We start from the raw sequence: 19,281 nt of genomic DNA on the forward strand, positions 1-19,281 counted from the left end.
CCGGAGTGGAAGCAGGCATTAAATGGCCGAACGATCTTTTGGCCCGGGGCAGAAAGCTGTGCGGGATTTTGGTCGAGGCGAGCGCCGGGCCGGGGGGGCTTCAGTATGCCATCGCCGGAATCGGCATCGGCGCCAACCTGTCGGAGGAAGACTATCCGCCCGAGCTTCGAAGTATTGCGACCTCGCTGCTGATTGAGGGCGGCATGCCGGTTGACCGCGAGGAATTGGCCGCCAAAGTGCTGCGGGAGCTGCAATACCACTACAAGCTGTATTTGGCTCAGGGTTTGGAACCGATCTCCCGATTATGGGAGGAGATGTCCGTTACCCTTGGCAGAAGAATCAGGCTCAAGACACCGCAGGGGTGGCTGGAAGGAACGGCTGTAGGCCTTGGCGAAGATGGTGGACTGCTGCTGCGGGAGGATAACGGATCGGTGACAAGTGTCTGTTCCGGCGAGATTACGCTGATTTAAAATCCCATACCTTGTCACATTTATATCGTGTAATTGTCCGGCGGATTTGTTATACTGTTCGCAAGAGGCGGTATCTGCTGATCAGAACTGCACTCCTGGCGATAGTAAAGCTGGTAAATTTTTATGAGAAACGAATGCCTTCCTCGGCAAGAGGACTGTACAGGCCGTTTCTTCTTGTAACTGTATGGAACGGTTACGTTGGATTCTGCTCTGAGCCGCAAGGACCGAGACAGAAGGGACGATCGCGAGTGACTCTTTTTTGCCCTTCGGACCTTTTTAGCGGATTTTCGCTAAAAGGTTTTTTTGTTTGCGCTGAAACAAGCGCGGTGACTCGCATAAGGGGAAAAGGGAATGGCTGGTAAACAAGCGCTGAATATTGTGAAAATGAAAAAGATGAAGACGGAAGGCGTGCCGCTGAGCATGCTGACCGCGTACGACTATCCTTCGGCCGTTCTGGCCGAGGAAGCCGGTGTCGATATGATTCTGGTCGGGGACTCGCTCGGCAATGTCGTCCTCGGGTACGACTCTACGCTGCCGGTCACCATCGACGATATGGTGTACCACACCCGGGCGGTTGCCAGAGGGGCGGAGCATACGTTTATCGTAGCGGATATGCCATTCATGACGTATCACGGCGGCATCGACGAGACGCTTAAGAATGTCCGCCGCCTTATGCAGGAGGGACATGCCCATGCGGTCAAGATGGAAGGCGGGCTTGAAATTTGCGGGGCCGTATCCTCCATCGTGTCGGCGGGTGTGCCTGTGCTGGGCCACATCGGGCTTACCCCGCAGTCGGTGAACACCATCGGCGGGTACCGGGTACAGGGCAAGGATGCCCGGGATGCGCAGCGGCTGATGGACGAGGCTAAAGCGCTGGAGAAGGCGGGCGCCTTTGGCGTCGTGCTGGAGCTGGTGACCGAGGAAGTGGCGGAAGCCATCACGAAGGAGCTTGCCATTCCGACCATCGGAATCGGGGCGGGACGTTACTGCGACGGGCAGGTGCTCGTCTTCCACGATGTGCTGCGGTATGCTTCGCCTTACCGGGAGAAGCGCTTTGTGAAGACGTATGCCGATGTTGGCGGAATAATCCGCGAAGCGCTCGGCCAATATGTGCAGGAAGTCAAGCAGCGGGCCTTTCCGGACCAGAGCCATGCGTTCGGCGCGGATGAGGGTGTGCTGGAATCATTATACGGCGCGGCCGGAAAGGGAGCGAGATCATAATGAGAGTCGTTAGAACGGTAGAACAGCTTCGGGAAGCCGTCGGATTTATGCGGCGTACCGGTCAGGGACCCGTCGGGCTGGTTCCGACCATGGGTTATTTGCATGAAGGCCATGCAAGCCTGCTGCGGCGGGCGGGAGAAATGTGCGGCACCGTGGTCATGAGCATTTTTGTCAATCCGATTCAATTCGGACCGAATGAGGATTATGAAGCTTATCCGCGCGACGAGCAGCGGGATTTGGAGCTTGCGGAACGCGAGGGTGCGGATATTGTGTTTATTCCGTCCGTTGACGTCATGTATCCCCGTCCAACCCGGACTAAAATCGCGGTGTCTTCGCTGACGACAAGACTGTGCGGAGCCTCGCGCCCGGGTCATTTTGACGGAGTGACGACCGTGGTCGCCAAGCTGTTCAACCTGGTGCAGCCCGAATATGCCTTTTTCGGACTGAAGGACGCGCAGCAGGTGGCGGTGCTTCGGCAAATGGTGGAGGACCTGAACATGAATGTGGAGATCATCCCTTGTCCGATCGTGCGTGAACGCGACGGGCTTGCGCTCAGCTCCCGCAATGTTTATTTGTCGGCCGAAGAGCGCCGTCAGGCGCTGGTGCTGTCCCGCTCGCTTCAGGAAGCGCGCAAGGCGGTAGAGGAAGGACGGGCGGAGACGGCCGGGGAAGTCCGGGAACTGCTTACCTCCGTCATTTCCGGTTCGCCGCTTGCCGACATTGATTATGCGGAAATCTTAACTTTTCCCGGCCTTGAACCGCTTGAAGGCGGCTTGCCGCTTACGGGAGCCGAAGGGGAAATTATTATGGCGCTGGCCGTCCGGTTCGGCCGCACCCGCCTGATTGACAATATTATCTTTACGCCGAAGGAGGTTGCAGCGCTTGTATAGACATATGATGAAATCGAAAATTCACCGGGCGACGGTCACCGAAGCCAACCTGAATTACGTCGGCAGCATTACGATTGACGAGGATCTGATGGAAGCCGCCGACCTGCTGGAGAACGAGAAGGTGCAGATTGTGGACAACAACAACGGTTCGCGTCTGGAGACCTATTGTATACCGGGCCCTCGCGGCAGCGGCGTCATTTGTCTGAACGGCGCGGCGGCGCGGCTTGTGCAGCCCGGCGATACCGTCATTATTATTTCTTACGCGATGCTGTCGCGTGAAGAGCTTGAGCAGCATAAGCCGACTGTCGTGTTTGTGGATGAGAACAACCGTCCCGTCAAGCTTGACAATAAAGAGCTTCACGCGACGATTGCGTGAACTTAAGACCTTGCAATGACTGCCACGCATGAAAGGACGGCTCCGGGCGAACAATGAAGTCAGGCAAGCTGCACTGATCTCATTTTCGCGAGGAGGGATGGCTCCTATGTTTCAACAGATGTTTGCCGAAATGAACGACCTGCTTTCCGACATTGCCAGACAGCTGCCGGAGGCTAAGGGGGCAAGGCGGCATGAGCTTTTGGACAAATACCGCATGCTCCGCAAGCTTAGCGATCAGGCGCTGGATGAATGGCTGGCCTTTGCGGAAGCGCTCAGTCTGTTTCGCCAGAAGGTTGAGCTTACGGATGAGCCTGAACCGGAGACGCCGCTTGGCGGGGCAGATTCCGGAATTGAGATGGAAAATTTTGCGCGCGGCCAAGGGTATTACAAGCTGCTGATGTTTCCAAAATGCATCGAGCAGTTCAGCGTTGTCATCTCTCATTATCCCGATAACCTGGCCGCCCGCCTGTATTTGGCCATGTCCCATCTTCATCAGGGGGAAGCGGTCGCCGCGCGGGTTCACCTGGAGCATATGCTGCCCCGGGTTCAGAGCCGCAAGCTGAAGGCGAATCTGTATAACGCCGTGGGCTGCATTGCGGCGTCGGGACGCCGGTTCGATGAAGCGAAGGAACTGTTCGGGCTGGCGCTGAAATATGATCCGGCTCTTCCTGAGCCGGACGCCAACCTTGAGGTATGCAGGCGGGGCAGCGGCGAGCTTCAGATCGGACAGCAGTTGGTTTCGCTACTATAATAATCAGGTGTTTCATTTGGTGATGCAACCGCTGCTTCCGGCGGGGTGCATCGCCTTTTTTCGCAACTTCTGTTATGCTGAGTAAGAGTCTTTGAATGAAAGGGTTTAGACCATCATGAAATTTGCCGTGCTTGATTTTGAAACAACGGGAACCCAATCCGTAGGTGAAATTATCCAGGTTGGACTTGCCATTATAGAAGAAGACCGGTCCATTTCGCGTGTGTACGGTTCCTACGTCAAGCCCGGAGGACCGATACCCCCTTTTATAACCGGCTTAACCGGCATTACAGACAGCGATGTCGAGGACGCGCCTGAACTGGAAGAGATGATGATGGAGCTGGTGCCTCTTCTGGACGATGTCGTGCTTGTCGGGCATAACGTCGCTTTCGATTTTCATTTTCTTCAGAACGCTCTGGACCGGTGCGGATATTTGCCGTTTCAGGGGCGTATTCTTGATACAATCGATTTTTTGAAAATCTGCTTTCCGTCGCTTACCTCCTATCAGCTTGGCAACGTCAGCTCCCATTTCGGGCTTGCTCATGAGCGTCCGCATCAGGCGGACAGCGACGCGCTGGCGACGGCGCTTGTTCTGCTGAAATGTCTGGATGAGCTGTACAGCCTGCCTTTGCTCACGGTGCAGCGGCTGACCGAGCTGTTCGCCGGTGAAGACAGCGATCTGAGCTGGTTTTTTGAGGGGCTGCTGAGCGAACGGGAGCTGGAAACGTTCCAGCCCGAAGGCGATCTTAAGTTTTACCGCCAGTTGGCGCTGGCCGTGGGCGATTGGACGGAGCTGGCTCCTCCCCGCGAGGATGGCGATAGTCCGGCGGAGCATATGTCTTTTGAGGCTTACCTGAACGAGATAACCGAGCGGCTGCGGCGCATCCTGCCCCAGTACGAAAGCCGTCAGGCTCAGGAAATTATGTTCGGCGAAGTCATCAAGGCGCTGGAAGAAGAGAAGCATCTGCTGATTGAAGCGGGTACGGGAACCGGCAAGTCGCTCGGCTATTTGCTGCCGGCCATTTACCAGAGCGTCCGCACAGGTCAAAAGGTAATGGTCAGCACCCATACGATCAACCTTCAGGAGCAGCTCCGCGAGCGCGATGTTCCTCTCCTGACCGAAGCCGTTCCTTTTCCGTTCAAGGCTGCCGTCTTCAAGGGAAGGGGACACTATTTGTGTCTGCGCAAGTTTGAACATAAAATAAATAAAAAGGATTACGTCTCCCCGAGAGAGGATATTTTGACCTCGGCGCAAATGATTGTCTGGCTTACCCAGACTGAATCGGGCGACGACGAAGAGCTGAATTTAAACGGCCGGGGCGGCGATTTCTGGGAAACGGTGGCGAGCGATACAGACTCCTGCCTGGGCCGCGCCTGCCCCTGGTTCCGCAAATGCTATTATCACCGCGCCAAGCATGAGGCAGGCAACGCCGACGTGGTCATTACGAACCACTCGAAGCTGTTTGCCGATATGAAGGCGGGCCACCAGCTGCTTCCTTCTCATGATTACCTTGTGATCGACGAAGCGCATCAGCTGGAGGAGGTGGCCGGGAAGCACCTTGGTATGCATATGAAGCATTTTACCGTCACCCATACGCTGAACCGCCTGTACAAAGACAGCCGCACCGGCCAACTGCCCGCGCTGCGCCAGCTTCTCCAAAGCTCGGGCAGCGAGCAGGCCGCCGAGTGGAGCGGCGTTATCGACCGGCTGTATCCCGACCTCCTTACCGTCAAAGAGGCGTGGGATCTGCTCAGCGAGAAGCTGTTCGCCCTGATCCCTGAACGCGCCGATTCGGCGGCGGGGGAAGCGGGCCAGCTTGTGCATCGCCTTCTGCCCTCCAGGAAGCCGAAAGGCTGGGAGGAGCTTGCTTCGCTGGAGAACACCCTGAACCAGTCATTAAGCGATATTATCCGCAAGGGCGACAAGATGCTTCTCGAAATGCGCGACCAAGAGGGACAGTCCTCGGCGGACAGCCTTGTAACCGATGTGGGCGGGCTGTTTAAAGATTTAGCAGATATCCGCGAGCAAGTGCGTTTTTTTATGGGCATGAATGACGAGAATGTTGTATATTGGCTGGAGGCAAATGGAAATTACCGCAGCAAATCATTACAGTTGTATGCCGTGCCCGTCGATGTCAGCGCGCAGCTGAAGGAGCTGTTCTTCGATAAGAAAAAAAGCGCCATCCTGACTTCGGCAACGTTATCCGTTGATAAATCGTTCCAGTATATGATCGACAACCTCGGTTTAAACGAGGCCCAGGAGGAAGGGAAGCTAAAGGCCGTGCAGCTGCCTTCTCCCTTCAAGTACCGGGATCAGGCGCTGCTGGTCATCCCCCGGGATTTCCCCAGTGTGAAGGGCACCGTCGGCGACGCCCGGTTTGTCGATACGCTGGTTCATTCCCTTGCCGAAGCCGCGGTGACGACGCGCGGACGGATGCTGGTGCTGTTCACATCGTATAAGATGCTTCGGCAGGTCTACGAACCTCTTAAGGAGGCGCTCGCGTCCGAGGATATCGCCGTGCTGGGCCAAGGCGTTGAAGGAGGAAGCCGGACCAAGCTGCTGCGACGGTTCCAGGAGAACTCCGCTTCCGTCCTGCTCGGAACGAGCAGCTTCTGGGAAGGAGTGGATATCCCGGGGGACGCGCTAACCTGCCTCGCGATTGTCAGACTGCCTTTTCAGCCGCCCAGCCATCCGCTGGCGGAGGCGAAGGCCGAGCTGCTGCAGGCCCAGAAGAAGAACCCGTTCATGAAGCTGTCCGTGCCTCAGGCTGTCATCCGTTTCAAGCAAGGCTTCGGCCGGCTTGTGCGGACCGCGCAGGATCGCGGCATTGTTATTGTTTATGATACCAGAGTAATCGAATCTTATTACGGCAAGTATTTCCTGTACTCCTTGCCGGGACCCAAAATGGAGCATATGGCAACGGAACAAATGGTCCCCCGCATCGCTGAATGGCTGTCGCAGGATGGCGTATCCTAACCGCAGGCAACCAATATCTTTGCACTCGATCGGCCATAGTACAACATGGGCCGATCCAGTCTTTCGCCTTTAAGCACTTGATCGGCCATTGTACCACATAGGCCGATCTGACAGCATTTATCTTTTTTGCGGTTTTTGTAACTAGATTCCGCCAAGTGTCAAGCGTGTCCCGTCAGGGACGAAAAGCGATCCTTCATCCGCCTGATTCAAGGTCCCGCCCAACTTCCGCCAACGCCAATTTGCCGTTAGCGGGTGTCCAGAGGGCGGCAGCCCTTGGGGCCCTCCCTGTTAGGGAGGGTTTGGGAGGGTCTTATTAAAATGTAGGAGGAGAACACATGAAATCGGACAAAATATCGGAGGCCGTCGTCCGCAGATTGCCGGTGTATCTGCGTTTTTTGAACGACCTGCATAAACGAGAAATCGCTACTGTTTCCTCTCAAGAACTCGGGCAGCGGCTGGATTTGAATCCCGCGCAGATCCGCAAGGATTTGGCCTACTTTGGCGACTTCGGCAGAAAGGGCATCGGGTATGACGTGCCTTACCTGATCGAGAAGATCCGCCATATCCTGAAGCTGGACCAGCAGATCAACGTAGTTCTGGTAGGAGCCGGGAATCTGGGTCAGGCGCTGTCCAACTACAATATCTATCTGAAGGACACAATGAAAATTACAGCCGTCTTTGATTCTTATCCGCCAAAGATCGGGACGAAGATCAATACATTGACCGTTCAGCCCATGGATGAGCTGGCAAGCACCGTCCGCGAGCAGGGCATACGCATTGCCATCATTACCGTGCCCGAGCAGGAGGCGCAAAAGGTAGCGGATATTCTCATCGAAGCCGGCATTGAGGCCATTCTCAATTTCGCTCCGGTTATTCTGAAGACGCCATCCGGGATTCGTGTGCATGCGGCGGACTTTACGACCGACCTGCAAAGTCTGGCTTACTATCTGCATGAAGGAAAGGACGAGGAAGAGCATGAGTACTAAATGGATGATCCGCAACGGCAAATTTGCCGTACCCGGCACAGATAAGCCTGTGCTTGGCGGCTATATGGTAATCGATAACGACTGCATCACATACATAGGGGAAGAACCGCCTGTCCTTGAAGAAGACGTACCTGTCTTTGAAGGCAGCCGCCTGCTGTTCCTGCCCGGACTTGTTAATACGCACGGGCATGCGGCGATGTCGCTGTTGCGCGGATATGGAGACGATCTTGCCCTCCAGGTATGGCTTGAGGAGAAAATGTGGCCGATGGAAGGAAAGTTCACCGGAGACGACGTCTACTGGGGAACCGCTCTCTCGGTGCTGGAAATGCTCAAGGGCGGAACGACGACGTTTCTCGATATGTATGACCAGATGGACCGGGTGGCGGAGGTTGCGGAAGCATCCGGCATACGCGCTGTTCTGATGCGCGGCGTAATCGGGCTGTGTCCGGCTGAGGTGCAGGATCAGAAGCTTGCGGAAGCGGTTGCTTTTGCGAAAAAATGGCATAATGCGGCGAACGGACGAATTACCGCCATGATCTCTCCCCATTCGCCATACACCTGCCCTCCAGATTATTTAGAGAAATTCGTTCAGGCGGCGCATGATCTTGACCTGCCTATTCATACCCATATGTCGGAAACCCGGCGGGAAGTGGAGCAGAACGAGGCGGATTACGGCCTGCGGCCCGTTGCCCATCTGGAGAAGCTTGGCATGTTCACCCGCCCGTCGCTGGTGGCGCATGCCGTCCATCTGAACGATGAGGAAATTGAGATTCTGGCCCGCAACTCTGTTGGCGTCTCGCATAATCCGGGCAGCAATCTGAAGTTGGCTAGCGGTGTGGCGCGCGTTCCCGAGCTGCTGAAGGCCGGCGTGACCGTATCGCTTGGAACGGATGGCGCGGCAAGCAACAACAACCTGGATATGTTTGAGGAGATGCGGCTGGCTGCGCTGATTCATAAAGGCGTGTCCGGCGATCCGACGGCGGTTCCGGCAGGCGAGGCTCTGCGTATAGCAACAGAGTATGGCGCGAAGTCTGTGTTCCTTAATCAAGTGGGCAGGCTTGCGCCGGGAATGAAGGCCGATTTTATCGCCATTAATATCGATCAGCCGCATCTGCTGCCGCATACGGACCTGTTATCCCACGCGGTATACTCGGCGAGCGCCAAGGATGTAGAGCATGTGTGGGTGGACGGCAAGCAGGTTGTGAAGCACGGAAAATGTCTGACTCTGGACGAAGAGGAAATCCGCCGCAAGGCGCAGGAAGCCTTCGAGGATTTATTGAAGCGTTAATTTCATGGAGCGCCGCCGGCGGCCTCCCATCAATACTGGAACAAAGGAAACGAGAGCCGCGTCTTTTGGGGACGGCGTTACGGTTTCTTCCTAAAAGGAGAGCTGCACGTTGAGAAAAAGGAGAAAATGGCTGGTGTACGGGGTGTTTCTGGCCCTGCTCCTTCTGTTTGGAATCTATCAATTTTTTGCCTACGTGTTGAAGGATCAATGGAGCGAGCGGAGCGCTGCCGAAGCTGCGGCGATTGGCGGGGCAGGCCTGACCGAGATCGATCAAGCGGAGAAATCGGTGTGGGACGAGAACTCCATCTATTGGGTGGTTACCGGGAAGAACAAGACCGGCTCCGAGATGATGGTGTGGGTGCGTTTTACGGCTGACGGAAAGCCGGTCCAAGGGGAGAACGCGGTGTATGCGCAGGAGCTGTCCCAGGGAGTCTCCGAGGACCAAATGCGGCAGAAGATCGCCGCCTCCATTCCCGGCGCAGAGATCAAACGCCTGCTTCCCGGCGCGTATAACGGCGAGTACGCCTGGCAGCTTTTTTATAAAGAAGGAGACCGGTACTATTACCGCTTCTACCGCTTCTCGGATGGCGAGCAGATCGGCGAAGGATACAGCCTTCCGAACCGTTAGCGGGACGTAAATAAAGAACCAGCCATGCCTCTAGAGGTTGGCTGGTTCTTTATACTTCAAAGATTTTTTCGGGCAGCTCAGCAAGAAGTAAATGATAAAAATGATCTTTGGCCAATCTTTCTTTCCAGGGGGTATGTCCGCAGTGCTCCAGTAAGTGATAACGGAAGTCTTGAAGGACGGCAGACAGAGGTTGTATGACGCCTGAATAAGGATGAGGATCATGTACTCCGTGAATCGCGACAACAGGACAGACAACATTATAGCCTAGCTTCAGCAGTTCGCCGGATGACCTAAGTGCATCGGCTTCTTGCCATATGTGATGATAAACATTCAAATTGAATTCCACCATGCCATCATCAGAGGGTAAGGGATCATACAGGTCTGTTATTTCCATTAGTTTACCATATTGACGAAGAATTTCATTCTTATTGGATTCGTTTTTTTCCAGCCCGGCCTCGAGCTCACGGACTCTTCTTTTATCCTCCTCGCTTAATCGGGCTAACCGGGTGGCTTGAAGATCTTTGGTATAATGCTGCTTGTAAGGAGCGCTCCCGACTAGAATTGACTTCCGAACGAGCTCCGGAAAGGAGGCCGCAAAAATATAGCTCAACCACGCACCCCAAGAGTAACCGACCAAGCTGACTGGCCCGTCGCTGTAATGCTCAATATCCTTCTTAAGTTCCAGGATTAATTCATTTATTGTCAGCCGGGTCTGAAAGGACTCGACAACTCCGAATCTCTGTGATAAAAAAGTCGCAACTCCAGCCATCTCTCCGGCAGCGCCCGGCCCGCCATGAATTAAAAAGGTTTGATAGGGAGGCTTGCCGTACGTTTTAGCCACACAACTGATCTCCTTTCGGGCAGCCCCGGAAAGTTATATGTATGTCGGAATTAAAAAACAAAGGGAGAATTTAGAACGTAAAATTTTAAATATTATTCACATTTGATTCGTTCTAGTATATACACCTATGATATACTACTAGTTGTATCGGGGGCATGCCAAAATGCATGCCGACCTCGGATGGCGTTAGCACGCTGCTTGGAAGCCATAATATTTTGACATCATTAGAGAGGGGGACATTGTTTGAAGATCCGTCTAATACCTGTAGTGTTGACTGCATTGCTGTCTGGTGCGCTGCTGTTCGGCGGGTGGTTTTTGTACCGTGAGTTTGCCGTTCAGGAACCGCTTGAAAAGGTGGTCAGCAGCTATGAGGGTGTTAAGCAATCCCATATTACCATTAACCGCAATGAAGTCACTTTGAAACTTGATTTGCAGCCGGGCACGAAGCTTCGTGAACTGGTTCAATATATAAACACCGAGGGCAAGTCCATAATCGGAGACCGGACCATTAAGCTTGATGTGGAGGAGCATTCGAGCCAAGTGCTGGACGATTATTGGGATCAGGCGCTGTTCTCCGTGGCCGAAGCAATGGAGAGCCGCAAATATACGGCTATCCCGGAGGCGCTGAAGAAGCTGTCCGCCCAGTATAAGAATGTTGCCGTTACAACAGAAATCGACGACAAGAATGTATACGTGAGTTTGTCGGACGGCAAAGAGAGCAAATTTATTATTTTGCCGCGCGAGCCTGAAACGATGGGGGTATGGAACAATGCCTAAATGGAGCAAAGAAGTATTGATCGGATTTGTGCCGGTGCTGCTGATTTTTCTCGCTTTTCTCGGCATTAATATCGTGCCTGTCATCGTCGCGGGTGCAATGGTCGGCGCTCTGCTCGTCATCACTCATATGCGCGGCGGCATTGCCGTGAACGCGGGCGCGGAGAAGAAGCGCAAGAAGAACGGCCCGGCCAGGCTGACGTTTGAAGAAATCGGCGGCCAGGATAACGCGAAGCAGGAGCTGCGCGAGGCGCTCGATTTTTTGATCCGGCATGAGGAAATCAGCAAATTCGGCATTCGTCCGCTCAAAGGGATTCTTCTGACAGGCCCTCCCGGGACAGGCAAGACGCTGATGGCGAAGGCTGCGGCCCATTATACGAACTCCGTATTCGTGGCGGCCTCCGGCAGCGAGTTCGTTGAAATGTATGTCGGCGTCGGCGCCGGGCGCATCCGCGATCTGTTCAAGGACGCCCGTAACCGCGCCGTCAAGGAGAGCAAGGAGAGCGCCATTATTTTCATCGATGAAATCGACGTCATCGGCGGCAAGCGGGAGGGCGGGCAGCAGCGGGAGTACGACCAGACGCTTAACCAGCTCCTTACCGAGATGGATGGTATTTATAACTCGGAAACTCCGCGCATTCTGCTGATCGCCGCCACGAACCGCAAGGAGATGCTTGATCCGGCGTTGCTGCGTCCCGGGCGCTTCGACCGGCATATTCAAGTGGACATGCCCGACAAAAAAGGCCGCAGGTCGATTCTTGAGCTGCATGCCAAGAACAAACCGCTTCACCCGGACGTCATTCTGGATAAAGTTGCGGAGGAAGCTTACGGCTTCTCCGGTGCCCAGCTCGAAAGCGTGATGAACGAAGCCGCGATCTATATGATGCGCGATAACTTGACCCAGGTAGAGGACCGCCATCTGGCGATGGCGATCGACAAGGTGATGATGGGCGAGAAGACGGACCGCGAGACGAATCAGGAAGAGAAGAAGCGGGTGGCGATCCATGAGCTGGGACATGCCATTATGGCCGAGCTTCTGCGTCCGGGCAGTGTCAGCCAGGTGACGCTTACTCCGCGCGGGCAGGCGCTCGGCTATGTGCGGCATAACCCGCAGCAGGACCAGTATCTGTACACGAAGGACTATCTGGAGGAGCAGATTATGATCGCGCTTGGCGGAGCGGCGGCCGAAGAAATGCATTACGGGGGGCGGAGCACCGGCTCCCGCGGCGATTTCGATCAGGCGCTCGGCATTGTGGAAATGATGATGAAATCCGGTCTGACCTCCCTCGGCATCGCCAAGCTGGAGATGGTGACGACGGAAGAGCTGATGAAAGAGAACAGCAAAATTTTGGACGAATTAATGGAGCGAACCCGTTCGCTTCTGGAAAATAAACGAAATGTATTCGAGTATTCCCTGGATATCCTGATGAAGGAAGAAGTGCTCTCTGGAGAACAATTTCGTTGTCAATTTCGTGACAGTGTCCTTTTACCGGCATAATTCTTGATGCCGGTTATTTTTTTTTACTTTTAATGCATGCTAAGATATGATTATATGTCGGAATATGCAGTTTTTTTCGACACAAAAAAAGGTGCTACAAAAATGTAGAGATACCTAAAGGATGGAGGCTTTTTATGAATTTTAAAAAAATCGGTGTCATCGGCGGAGGCACGATGGGACAAGGGATTGCCGAAATGCTGGCAGCCAAGGGCCTGGATGTTCTGCTGGTGGAGAAGACGCCGGAAAAATTGGACTACTCTTACAGCATGATCGAGACCAGTCTCGACAAACAACTGGAGAAATGGGCAATCACCCAGGCGGAGAAGAAGCTTATCCTCGGCCGAATCCAAAAAGTAACTCATTTCGCTGAGCTTAGTGCCTGCGATATGGTCATTGAAACCATAATTGAGGATCTGGAAGAGAAGAAAAAGGTATTCAATCAGCTCGACCAGGTGTGTCCGAACAATATTATTCTTGCCAGCAACACGTCCACGCTCAGCTTGACGGAGCTTGCAAGCTCCACGATGTATCCTGAACGTGTCATCGGCATGCATTTCATCTATCCGGTTGCCAAGGTGGACGTTGTAGAAATCGTACGCGGCCTTAAGACATCCGATTCGACATTTGAGAACACCAAAGCTTTTGTTGACGATGTTGTCGAGAAGAAAGGCGTAATGATCTACGAATCCCCTGGATTTGTAACTTCACGCCTCATTTGCCTGTTCATTAATGAAGCTATGCATGTTCTGCAGGAAGGCGTCGCCTCCCCTGAAGATATCGACGATGCCATGCGTATCGGCTATCAATTCCAATACGGCCCGCTTGAAATGGCTGACCGCTTCGGCCTGGATTCGGTGCTTGCCGCTCTGGAGCGCATGTTCCGCGAGTATGGCGAACTGAAATACCGTCCGTCGACCATTCTGAAGAAGATGGTGCGCGCGGGGCAACTGGGCATGAAATCTGGCGAAGGCTTCTTCAAGTATGACAAGGATGGTGACCGTATATGAAGGTACTAGTAATTAACGCAGGCTCTTCTTCGCTGAAATATCAGCTTTATGACATGACGGATGAATCCGTGCTGGCCAAAGGTTTGGTTGAGCGCATTGGTATGGATTCCTCGATCCTGACCCACAAGCCGACAGGCAAACAGGAAGTTACCGAAGTAAGCGAAATTCTGGAACATACAACGGCAATCCGTAAAGTATTGGCCAATCTGACCGACAAGGAGCATGGCGTGATCGACTCCATCGAAGAGATCAATGCCGTTGGTCACCGTGTCGTTCACGGCGGCGAGACCTTTAAGGCATCGGCACTGGTAAACGGAGCGGCCAAATCGGAAATCCGCCGGCTGTTCGACCTCGCGCCGCTACATAACCCGGCGGCCGTTATGGGGATTACCGCTTCGGAAGTCAATATGCCGGGTGTTCCACAAGTTGTCGTATTCGATACCGCGTTCCATCAGACTATGCCGGAAAAAGCTTATATGTACGCCATTCCGAGAGTGCTGTACAACAAGTATAAAGTCCGCCGTTACGGCGCTCACGGCACATCCCATGATTTTGTAAGCAAGGCTGTGGCCGAGTACCTGGAACGTCCGCTCGAAGACCTTAAGATCATCACCTGCCATATCGGCAACGGAGCCAGCGTTACTGCGGTTCAAGGCGGAATTTCGGTGGATACCTCGATGGGCATGACCCCGCTGGAAGGCCTCATGATGGGTACGCGCAGCGGTGATATCGATCCGGCGGTTGTTCCTTATGTAATGAACAAGGAAGAGCTTACTCCTGGCGAAGCCAGCTCCATGCTTAATAAGCACAGCGGATTGCTCGCCATTTCCGGAACAAGCAGCGACATGCGCGACATTATTGAGGGCTATGAGAAGGGCGAACCCAATGCCACATTGGCCTTTGAAATGTATGAATACCGTCTGCGCAAATACATTGGCGCCTATGCGGCCGCGATGGACGGTGTTGACGTCATCGCCTTTACTGCTGGTGTAGGCGAGAATGCGGTCGTTCTCCGCGAGAAGGTACTGAGTAACCTGACCTTCCTTGGAATCGAACTCGACAAGGAAGCGAACAAGATCCGCTCCGGCGATCCTCGCCGTATTTCCGCGAGCGGCTCCAAGGTGGAAGTGCTGGTCGTTCCGACCAACGAGGAACTCGTTATCGCCCGCGATACGCTTCGCATCGTGCAAGAACAAGCGTAAAGAGTTACAATATAGTTGAAGAAAGAGGAACCCACAGCCAAAGGCCCGTTAGCGGTCTTTGGCTGTCGGCTCTTTTGCGCACTGTACTTCTACCTAGGAGAGATGGATGGCATGGCTAACAAAACGGTTATCCGCAATGTGAAGGATCATGTTGGAGAAAGCGTTATTATTGGCTGCTGGATAAACAACAAGCGCTCCAGCGGCAAAATTCAGTTCCTCCAGCTTCGGGACGGAACCGGGTATATTCAGGGCGTTGTAGTGAAATCGGAGGTGCCAGAGGAGACCTGGAACGACGCTAAAAGTCTGACCCAGGAAAGCTCCCTGTACGTCACCGGGACCATACGTGAGGAGCCCCGAAGTCCATCGGGATACGAGATGACGGTGACCGGAATCGAAATTCTGCACCTGACCGAGAATTATCCGATTACGCCCAAGGAGCACGGCGTCGACTTCCTGATGGATCACCGGCATCTGTGGCTCCGCTCTTCGAAGCAGCGGGCGATTCTTGTCATCCGTGCGGAAATCATCCGTGCGGTTCAGGAGTATTTCGATATTAACGGCTTTACGCTTGTTGATCCTCCGATCCTGACGCCGACATCGGCGGAGGGAACGACCAATTTGTTCCATACCAAGTATTTTGAAGAAGACGCCTATTTGACGCAGAGCGGACAGCTCTATATGGAAGCCGCTGCCATGGCGCTGGGCCGGGTCTATTCGTTCGGGCCTACCTTTCGAGCGGAGAAATCGAAAACCCGTCGCCACTTGATCGAGTTCTGGATGATCGAGCCGGAGATGGCCTTCACGGAGCACGAAGAAAGTCTCCGCATTCAGGAGGAGTTCATTAGTCATGTGGTGCAGTCCGTTCTCAAGAACTGCCGGGCGGAGCTGGAGGCGGTTGGCCGCGATATTTCCAAGCTGGAGAATATCAAGGCTCCATTTCCGCGCATCACCTATGACGACGCGATTAAATTCCTGAATGAGAAGGGCTTTGATATCCCTTGGGGCGAGGATTTTGGAGCGCCGCATGAAACGGCGATTGCGGAAGAATATGATAAGCCGGTATTCATTACCCATTATCCTGCCGGAATCAAGGCTTTCTATATGAAGCCCGATCCGGGCCGCCCAGAGGTCGTGCTGTGCGCGGATATGATTGCTCCGGAAGGATACGGGGAGATTATCGGCGGATCGCAGCGGATCGACGATCCCAAGCTGCTTGAGGAACGCTTCAAGGAGCATGAGCTGTCGCTCGACACGTATAAATGGTATATGGATCTCCGGACCTATGGCTCCGTTCCTCATTCCGGTTTTGGTTTGGGTCTTGAACGGACTGTAGCCTGGATTTGCGGGCTGGATCATGTGCGTGAGACGATTCCGTTCCCGCGCATGCTGTACCGTCTCTACCCTTAAGAGAGAGGAGGGGCTTATGGACGGCAAAGAAGGAAAGAATTGGAGCGGCGGCGTGTCTTTGGGATTACAGAGCGGGATGGCGCTCATTCCCTATGCGCTTCTAACCGCTTACCGGAAGCTCGGTTTAACCGGCAGCGAGACGCTGCTGCTCATTCATCTGCTCTCATTCCGCCAGGTGGAGGCCAAAGATTTTCCTTCTCTGGAGGAGCTTCAGGCCGTAACCGGCCGTAGCGCTTCGGTGATTGCCGGTGAGCTGCAGAAGCTGATCAAGGAAGGATTCCTGAAGATTGTGGCTGGCAGCGACGACCGGCAGGGCATCCATTACGAACGGTATGATTTCTCGGGACTGTACGATAAGTTGGGTATTTATCTCGCATCCCGGAATGATGCATTCGCGGCGGATGATAAGAGTGACCTGTTTCGAAGCGGGAGCCGGGCAATATCGCCGGAACCCGGCGGCATTTTTTCCGGGGATGCGCCAGGAGAAGACGCAAGCCGCAGTCTATTTTCTGTGTTCGAAAAGGAGTTTGGCCGTCCGCTTTCGCCAATGGAATGCGAGACCATCTCCGGATGGCTGGATCAGGACCGGTACCCTGAAGAATTGATTCTGCTTGCGCTGAAGGAATCCGTATTCGCAGGAAAAATGCATTTTCGTTATATCGACCGGATTCTGCTGGAATGGAGCCGCAACCGGGTGAAGAACGCCCAGGACGTCAAGGCGTACTCCCAGCGGTTTCGCGGTGGAAGGTAACAGGATGGTCGCTGCGGAAATTCAGTATATATGGACATAGTTAAGGCCGATCAAGGAATCTAACCTGATCGGCCTTGTTTTGCTGCTTGATGATCTGGAATTATTGCGGATGCCGGAGCACTTAAGGGCGATTGTTCCAATCGGAAGCGGGTCCCTTGGTGGTTGATGAATTATTCGTTATCGTCTTTTGGTGTAAGCTCCTCGTCCAGCGCCGCGCCCATCTCGCGCGAACGCTCGGCGCAGCGGCTGACTGCGGCTATAACCGTTTCAAAAAAATCTCCCTTGTCGAGCACTTCCAGCGCGGCTTGGGTCGTACCGTTTGGCGATGTCACCTTTTTGCGGAGGGAGGCAGGCTCTTCGCCTGTCTGCTGTACCATGCGGGCCGCGCCAAGCACGGTCTGAACGGTCAGTTCGGTGCTTTGCTCCTTCGACAGTCCGCCGCGGATACCCCCGGCGATCATCGCTTCCATCATGTAATAGATGTAGGCGGGGCCGCTGCCTGAGACGCCGGTCAGCGTTTCAATACGCTCTTCATCAATTACGGCCGTCAGGCCGATGGCTTCGAACATGTTAAGCGCAAGCCGCCGCTGTTCTTCGGATACTTCTTTGGAGAAGGCAATGCCTGTTGCGCCAAGACCGATGGAACTGGAGGTGTTCGGCATGGTGCGGACAACAGGCTGTTTCTTGCCGACCAGCCCCTGAATCGTGCGGATGGACAGGCCCGCGATGACAGAAATGATTAGCTGTTCGTCCTTAAGCTGCGGGGCGAGGCTGCGAAGAGCCGCCGCCGCATCCTTGGGCTTCATGGCAAGCACAATAACCGGGGCGCTGCGCAAATATTCCTCCTTATGCTCCGAATCATTGGTCCCGGCAACGCCGTAGCGGGAGTGCAGTTCAGCCAGACGTTCGCTGCTGCTGCGGTTAAGCATCACAACATTGTCGGCATAGATGACGGAACGGGCGATCAGACCGCGAACGATCGCTTCGGCCATGGAGCCAGCTCCGTGAAAAACGACTTTATGATTAATCAAAGGCTTAGCGGTTTGTTGACACATCGTCTTGTTTCCTCCTTGCCGGATAAGGGCTAGCTCCGGATTTGTCCGTTGCCGTAAATTTTATATTTGGTAGAAGTGAGCGCCGGCAGGCCCATCGGGCCGCGGGCATGCAGCTTCTGGGTGCTGATTCCGATCTCCGCGCCGTATCCGAATTCGAAGCCGTCGGTGAAGCGGGTGGACGCGTTATGGTAGACCGCAGCGGCGTCGACTTCATCCTGGAAACGCTCGGCGTTCTCTTCGTCCTCCGTTACAATGCACTCCGAATGCTTCGTGCCGTACCGGGCGATGTGCTCCAGCGCTTCATCAATTCCGTCCACAATTTTAATGTTAAGAATGTAATCATTATATTCCGTCGCAAAATTCTCTTCGGTGACCGGAAGCGCCCATGGAATGAGCGTTTGTGTTCTCGCGCATCCGCGAAGCTCTACCTTGGCGCTGCGGAAAGCCTCTCCGAGCGCGCTCAGGTGCTCGGCCGCGAAGCTCCGGTGAACAAGCAGGGTCTCCATCGAGTTGCAGACGGAGGGACGCTGCGCTTTGGCGTTCAGACTGATGGATTCAGCCATCGCCGGCACCGCGCTGGCATCCAGATACGTATGACAGATGCCTGCGCCCGTCTCGATAACGGGAACCGTGGCGTTCTTCACTACATTCTGAATTAGCGAGCTGCCGCCGCGCGGGATAATAACGTCAATCAGACCGTTCAGCTTGAGCATTTCATCAACAGAGGAGCGGTTCGGGTCCTCGATAAGCTGGAGCGCGTTCGGGGGGATGTTCGTCCCGGCCAGCGCGGCGTGCAGCACCTCGACGATTTTGCGGTTGGACGACAGGGCGGCGGACCCGCCCCGGAGTACAACCGCGTTGCCCGTCTTCAGGCATAGACCGGCGGCATCGACCGTAACATTCGGGCGGGCTTCATAAATAATGCCGATAACGCCGAGCGGCACACGGATTTTCTCAACAATCAGACCGTTCGGGCGCTCCAGCGTTTCAAGTGTATCGCCGATCGGATCAGGAAGAACGGCGATTTGCTGAAGCCCTTCAGCAATCGCGTCAATCCGCGCCGTATCCAGCGACAACCGGTCCAGCATGGATTGCGGCGTGCCGCCTTGTCTGCCCCGTTCCAGATCCTCGGCGTTGGCCTCGATAATCGCGGCAGGCTCCC

18 protein-coding genes are annotated in these 19,281 nt (G+C 54.5%); 15 read left to right on the top strand and 3 right to left on the bottom strand.

The window, feature by feature from the left end; translation table 11 throughout:
* From L692_RS0115285 to L692_RS0115325, 9 genes are all read left to right on the top strand, one after another.
* The coding region (locus L692_RS0115285) for a biotin--[acetyl-CoA-carboxylase] ligase (protein WP_025701029.1) at positions 1-470 on the top strand (470 nt) is incomplete at its 5' end.
* Between the two features lie 351 nt (positions 471-821).
* Positions 822-1,691 carry a 3-methyl-2-oxobutanoate hydroxymethyltransferase gene (panB, locus tag L692_RS0115290; RefSeq protein ID WP_025701030.1) on the top strand — a complete coding sequence of 290 codons (870 nt, stop codon included), beginning with the start codon at positions 822-824 and terminating at the stop codon, positions 1,689-1,691.
* A 47-nt stretch (positions 1,692-1,738) separates the two neighbouring features.
* Positions 1,739-2,581, top strand: a complete 843-nt coding sequence (gene panC / locus L692_RS0115295; RefSeq protein ID WP_376717954.1) for a pantoate--beta-alanine ligase — start codon at positions 1,739-1,741, stop codon at positions 2,579-2,581.
* A complete protein-coding gene (gene panD, locus L692_RS0115300; RefSeq protein WP_025701032.1) occupies positions 2,574-2,957 on the top strand; it encodes an aspartate 1-decarboxylase in 384 nt (127 codons plus the stop codon). Before panC ends, panD begins: the two co-directional genes overlap by 8 nt.
* Positions 2,958-3,063: 106 nt before the next feature.
* On the top strand, positions 3,064-3,708 hold the full coding sequence (locus tag L692_RS0115305; protein ID WP_025701033.1) for a tetratricopeptide repeat protein: 645 nt from the start codon (positions 3,064-3,066) through the stop codon (positions 3,706-3,708).
* A gap of 115 nt (positions 3,709-3,823) precedes the next feature.
* The gene (dinG, locus tag L692_RS0115310; RefSeq protein ID WP_025701034.1) at positions 3,824-6,682 is read left to right on the top strand and encodes an ATP-dependent DNA helicase DinG; all 2,859 of its coding nucleotides are present in this window, start codon (positions 3,824-3,826) and stop codon (positions 6,680-6,682) included.
* A 335-nt stretch (positions 6,683-7,017) separates the two neighbouring features.
* Complete coding sequence (locus tag L692_RS0115315) at positions 7,018-7,668, top strand: redox-sensing transcriptional repressor Rex (protein WP_025701035.1); 651 nt, start codon at positions 7,018-7,020, stop codon at positions 7,666-7,668.
* Entirely contained in the window at positions 7,658-8,956 is a 1,299-nt protein-coding gene (locus tag L692_RS0115320; RefSeq protein WP_025701036.1) for an amidohydrolase, read from the top strand. The genes L692_RS0115315 and L692_RS0115320 overlap by 11 nt, the downstream gene beginning before the upstream one ends.
* 109 nt (positions 8,957-9,065) lie before the next feature.
* Positions 9,066-9,584 carry a cell wall elongation regulator TseB-like domain-containing protein gene (locus tag L692_RS0115325; protein ID WP_025701037.1) on the top strand — a complete coding sequence of 173 codons (519 nt, stop codon included), beginning with the start codon at positions 9,066-9,068 and terminating at the stop codon, positions 9,582-9,584.
* Positions 9,585-9,633: 49 nt separating this feature from the next.
* Here the strand turns inward: L692_RS0115325 and L692_RS0115330 are convergent, their stop codons facing one another.
* The gene (locus L692_RS0115330) at positions 9,634-10,425 is read right to left on the bottom strand and encodes an alpha/beta fold hydrolase (RefSeq protein WP_025701038.1); all 792 of its coding nucleotides are present in this window, start codon (positions 10,423-10,425) and stop codon (positions 9,634-9,636) included.
* Between the two features lie 243 nt (positions 10,426-10,668).
* On the opposite strand from L692_RS0115330, the gene L692_RS0115335 reads away from it, so the two are divergent.
* The 6 genes from L692_RS0115335 to L692_RS0115360 all read left to right on the top strand — a co-directional run bounded on the left by L692_RS0115335 (position 10,669) and on the right by L692_RS0115360 (position 17,064).
* Positions 10,669-11,202 carry a hypothetical protein gene (locus L692_RS0115335; RefSeq protein ID WP_025701039.1) on the top strand — a complete coding sequence of 178 codons (534 nt, stop codon included), beginning with the start codon at positions 10,669-10,671 and terminating at the stop codon, positions 11,200-11,202.
* Positions 11,195-12,697, top strand: a complete 1,503-nt coding sequence (locus tag L692_RS0115340) for an AAA family ATPase (protein ID WP_025701040.1) — start codon at positions 11,195-11,197, stop codon at positions 12,695-12,697. The genes L692_RS0115335 and L692_RS0115340 overlap by 8 nt, the downstream gene beginning before the upstream one ends.
* Positions 12,698-12,831: 134 nt before the next feature.
* The gene (locus L692_RS0115345) at positions 12,832-13,704 is read left to right on the top strand and encodes a 3-hydroxyacyl-CoA dehydrogenase family protein (protein ID WP_025701041.1); all 873 of its coding nucleotides are present in this window, start codon (positions 12,832-12,834) and stop codon (positions 13,702-13,704) included.
* Positions 13,701-14,906: an acetate/propionate family kinase gene (locus L692_RS0115350; protein WP_025701042.1), complete on the top strand. Its 1,206-nt coding sequence runs from the start codon at positions 13,701-13,703 to the stop codon at positions 14,904-14,906. Before L692_RS0115345 ends, L692_RS0115350 begins: the two co-directional genes overlap by 4 nt.
* Before the next feature lie 111 nt (positions 14,907-15,017).
* Positions 15,018-16,313, top strand: a complete 1,296-nt coding sequence (gene asnS, locus L692_RS0115355) for an asparagine--tRNA ligase (protein WP_025701043.1) — start codon at positions 15,018-15,020, stop codon at positions 16,311-16,313.
* 16 nt (positions 16,314-16,329) lie between these two features.
* On the top strand, positions 16,330-17,064 hold the full coding sequence (locus L692_RS0115360; RefSeq protein WP_025701044.1) for a DnaD domain protein: 735 nt from the start codon (positions 16,330-16,332) through the stop codon (positions 17,062-17,064).
* Between the two features lie 170 nt (positions 17,065-17,234).
* Here the strand turns inward: L692_RS0115360 and proC are convergent, their stop codons facing one another.
* Together proC and L692_RS0115370 are read right to left on the bottom strand one after the other, a co-directional pair.
* Positions 17,235-18,119: a pyrroline-5-carboxylate reductase gene (gene proC, locus L692_RS0115365; protein WP_025701045.1), complete on the bottom strand. Its 885-nt coding sequence runs from the start codon at positions 18,117-18,119 to the stop codon at positions 17,235-17,237.
* Positions 18,120-18,148: 29 nt separating this feature from the next.
* Positions 18,149-19,281 (bottom strand): glutamate-5-semialdehyde dehydrogenase (locus tag L692_RS0115370; RefSeq protein ID WP_025701046.1); only part of this gene is annotated, 1,133 nt, incomplete at its 5' end.

It is taken from the genome of Paenibacillus forsythiae T98 (assembly GCF_000520735.1).
In the GTDB taxonomy this organism is placed as follows: domain Bacteria; phylum Bacillota; class Bacilli; order Paenibacillales; family Paenibacillaceae; genus Paenibacillus_AQ; species Paenibacillus_AQ forsythiae.

What these genes read in the sequence shown, in the direction of transcription:
- panB (WP_025701030.1), top strand. Translation starts at nt 822, where the DNA reads ATGGCTGGTAAACAAGCGCTGAATATTGTGAAAATGAAAAAGATGAAG.
- panC (WP_376717954.1), top strand. Translation starts at nt 1,739, where the DNA reads ATGCGGCGTACCGGTCAGGGACCCGTCGGGCTGGTTCCGACCATGGGT.
- L692_RS0115305 (WP_025701033.1), top strand. Translation starts at nt 3,064, where the DNA reads ATGTTTCAACAGATGTTTGCCGAAATGAACGACCTGCTTTCCGACATT.
- dinG (WP_025701034.1), top strand. Translation starts at nt 3,824, where the DNA reads ATGAAATTTGCCGTGCTTGATTTTGAAACAACGGGAACCCAATCCGTA.
- L692_RS0115315 (WP_025701035.1), top strand. Translation starts at nt 7,018, where the DNA reads ATGAAATCGGACAAAATATCGGAGGCCGTCGTCCGCAGATTGCCGGTG.
- L692_RS0115320 (WP_025701036.1), top strand. Translation starts at nt 7,658, where the DNA reads ATGAGTACTAAATGGATGATCCGCAACGGCAAATTTGCCGTACCCGGC.
- L692_RS0115340 (WP_025701040.1), top strand. Translation starts at nt 11,195, where the DNA reads ATGCCTAAATGGAGCAAAGAAGTATTGATCGGATTTGTGCCGGTGCTG.
- L692_RS0115345 (WP_025701041.1), top strand. Translation starts at nt 12,832, where the DNA reads ATGAATTTTAAAAAAATCGGTGTCATCGGCGGAGGCACGATGGGACAA.
- L692_RS0115350 (WP_025701042.1), top strand. Translation starts at nt 13,701, where the DNA reads ATGAAGGTACTAGTAATTAACGCAGGCTCTTCTTCGCTGAAATATCAG.
- asnS (WP_025701043.1), top strand. Translation starts at nt 15,018, where the DNA reads ATGGCTAACAAAACGGTTATCCGCAATGTGAAGGATCATGTTGGAGAA.
- L692_RS0115360 (WP_025701044.1), top strand. Translation starts at nt 16,330, where the DNA reads ATGGACGGCAAAGAAGGAAAGAATTGGAGCGGCGGCGTGTCTTTGGGA.
- proC (WP_025701045.1), bottom strand. Translation starts at nt 18,119, where the DNA reads ATGTGTCAACAAACCGCTAAGCCTTTGATTAATCATAAAGTCGTTTTT.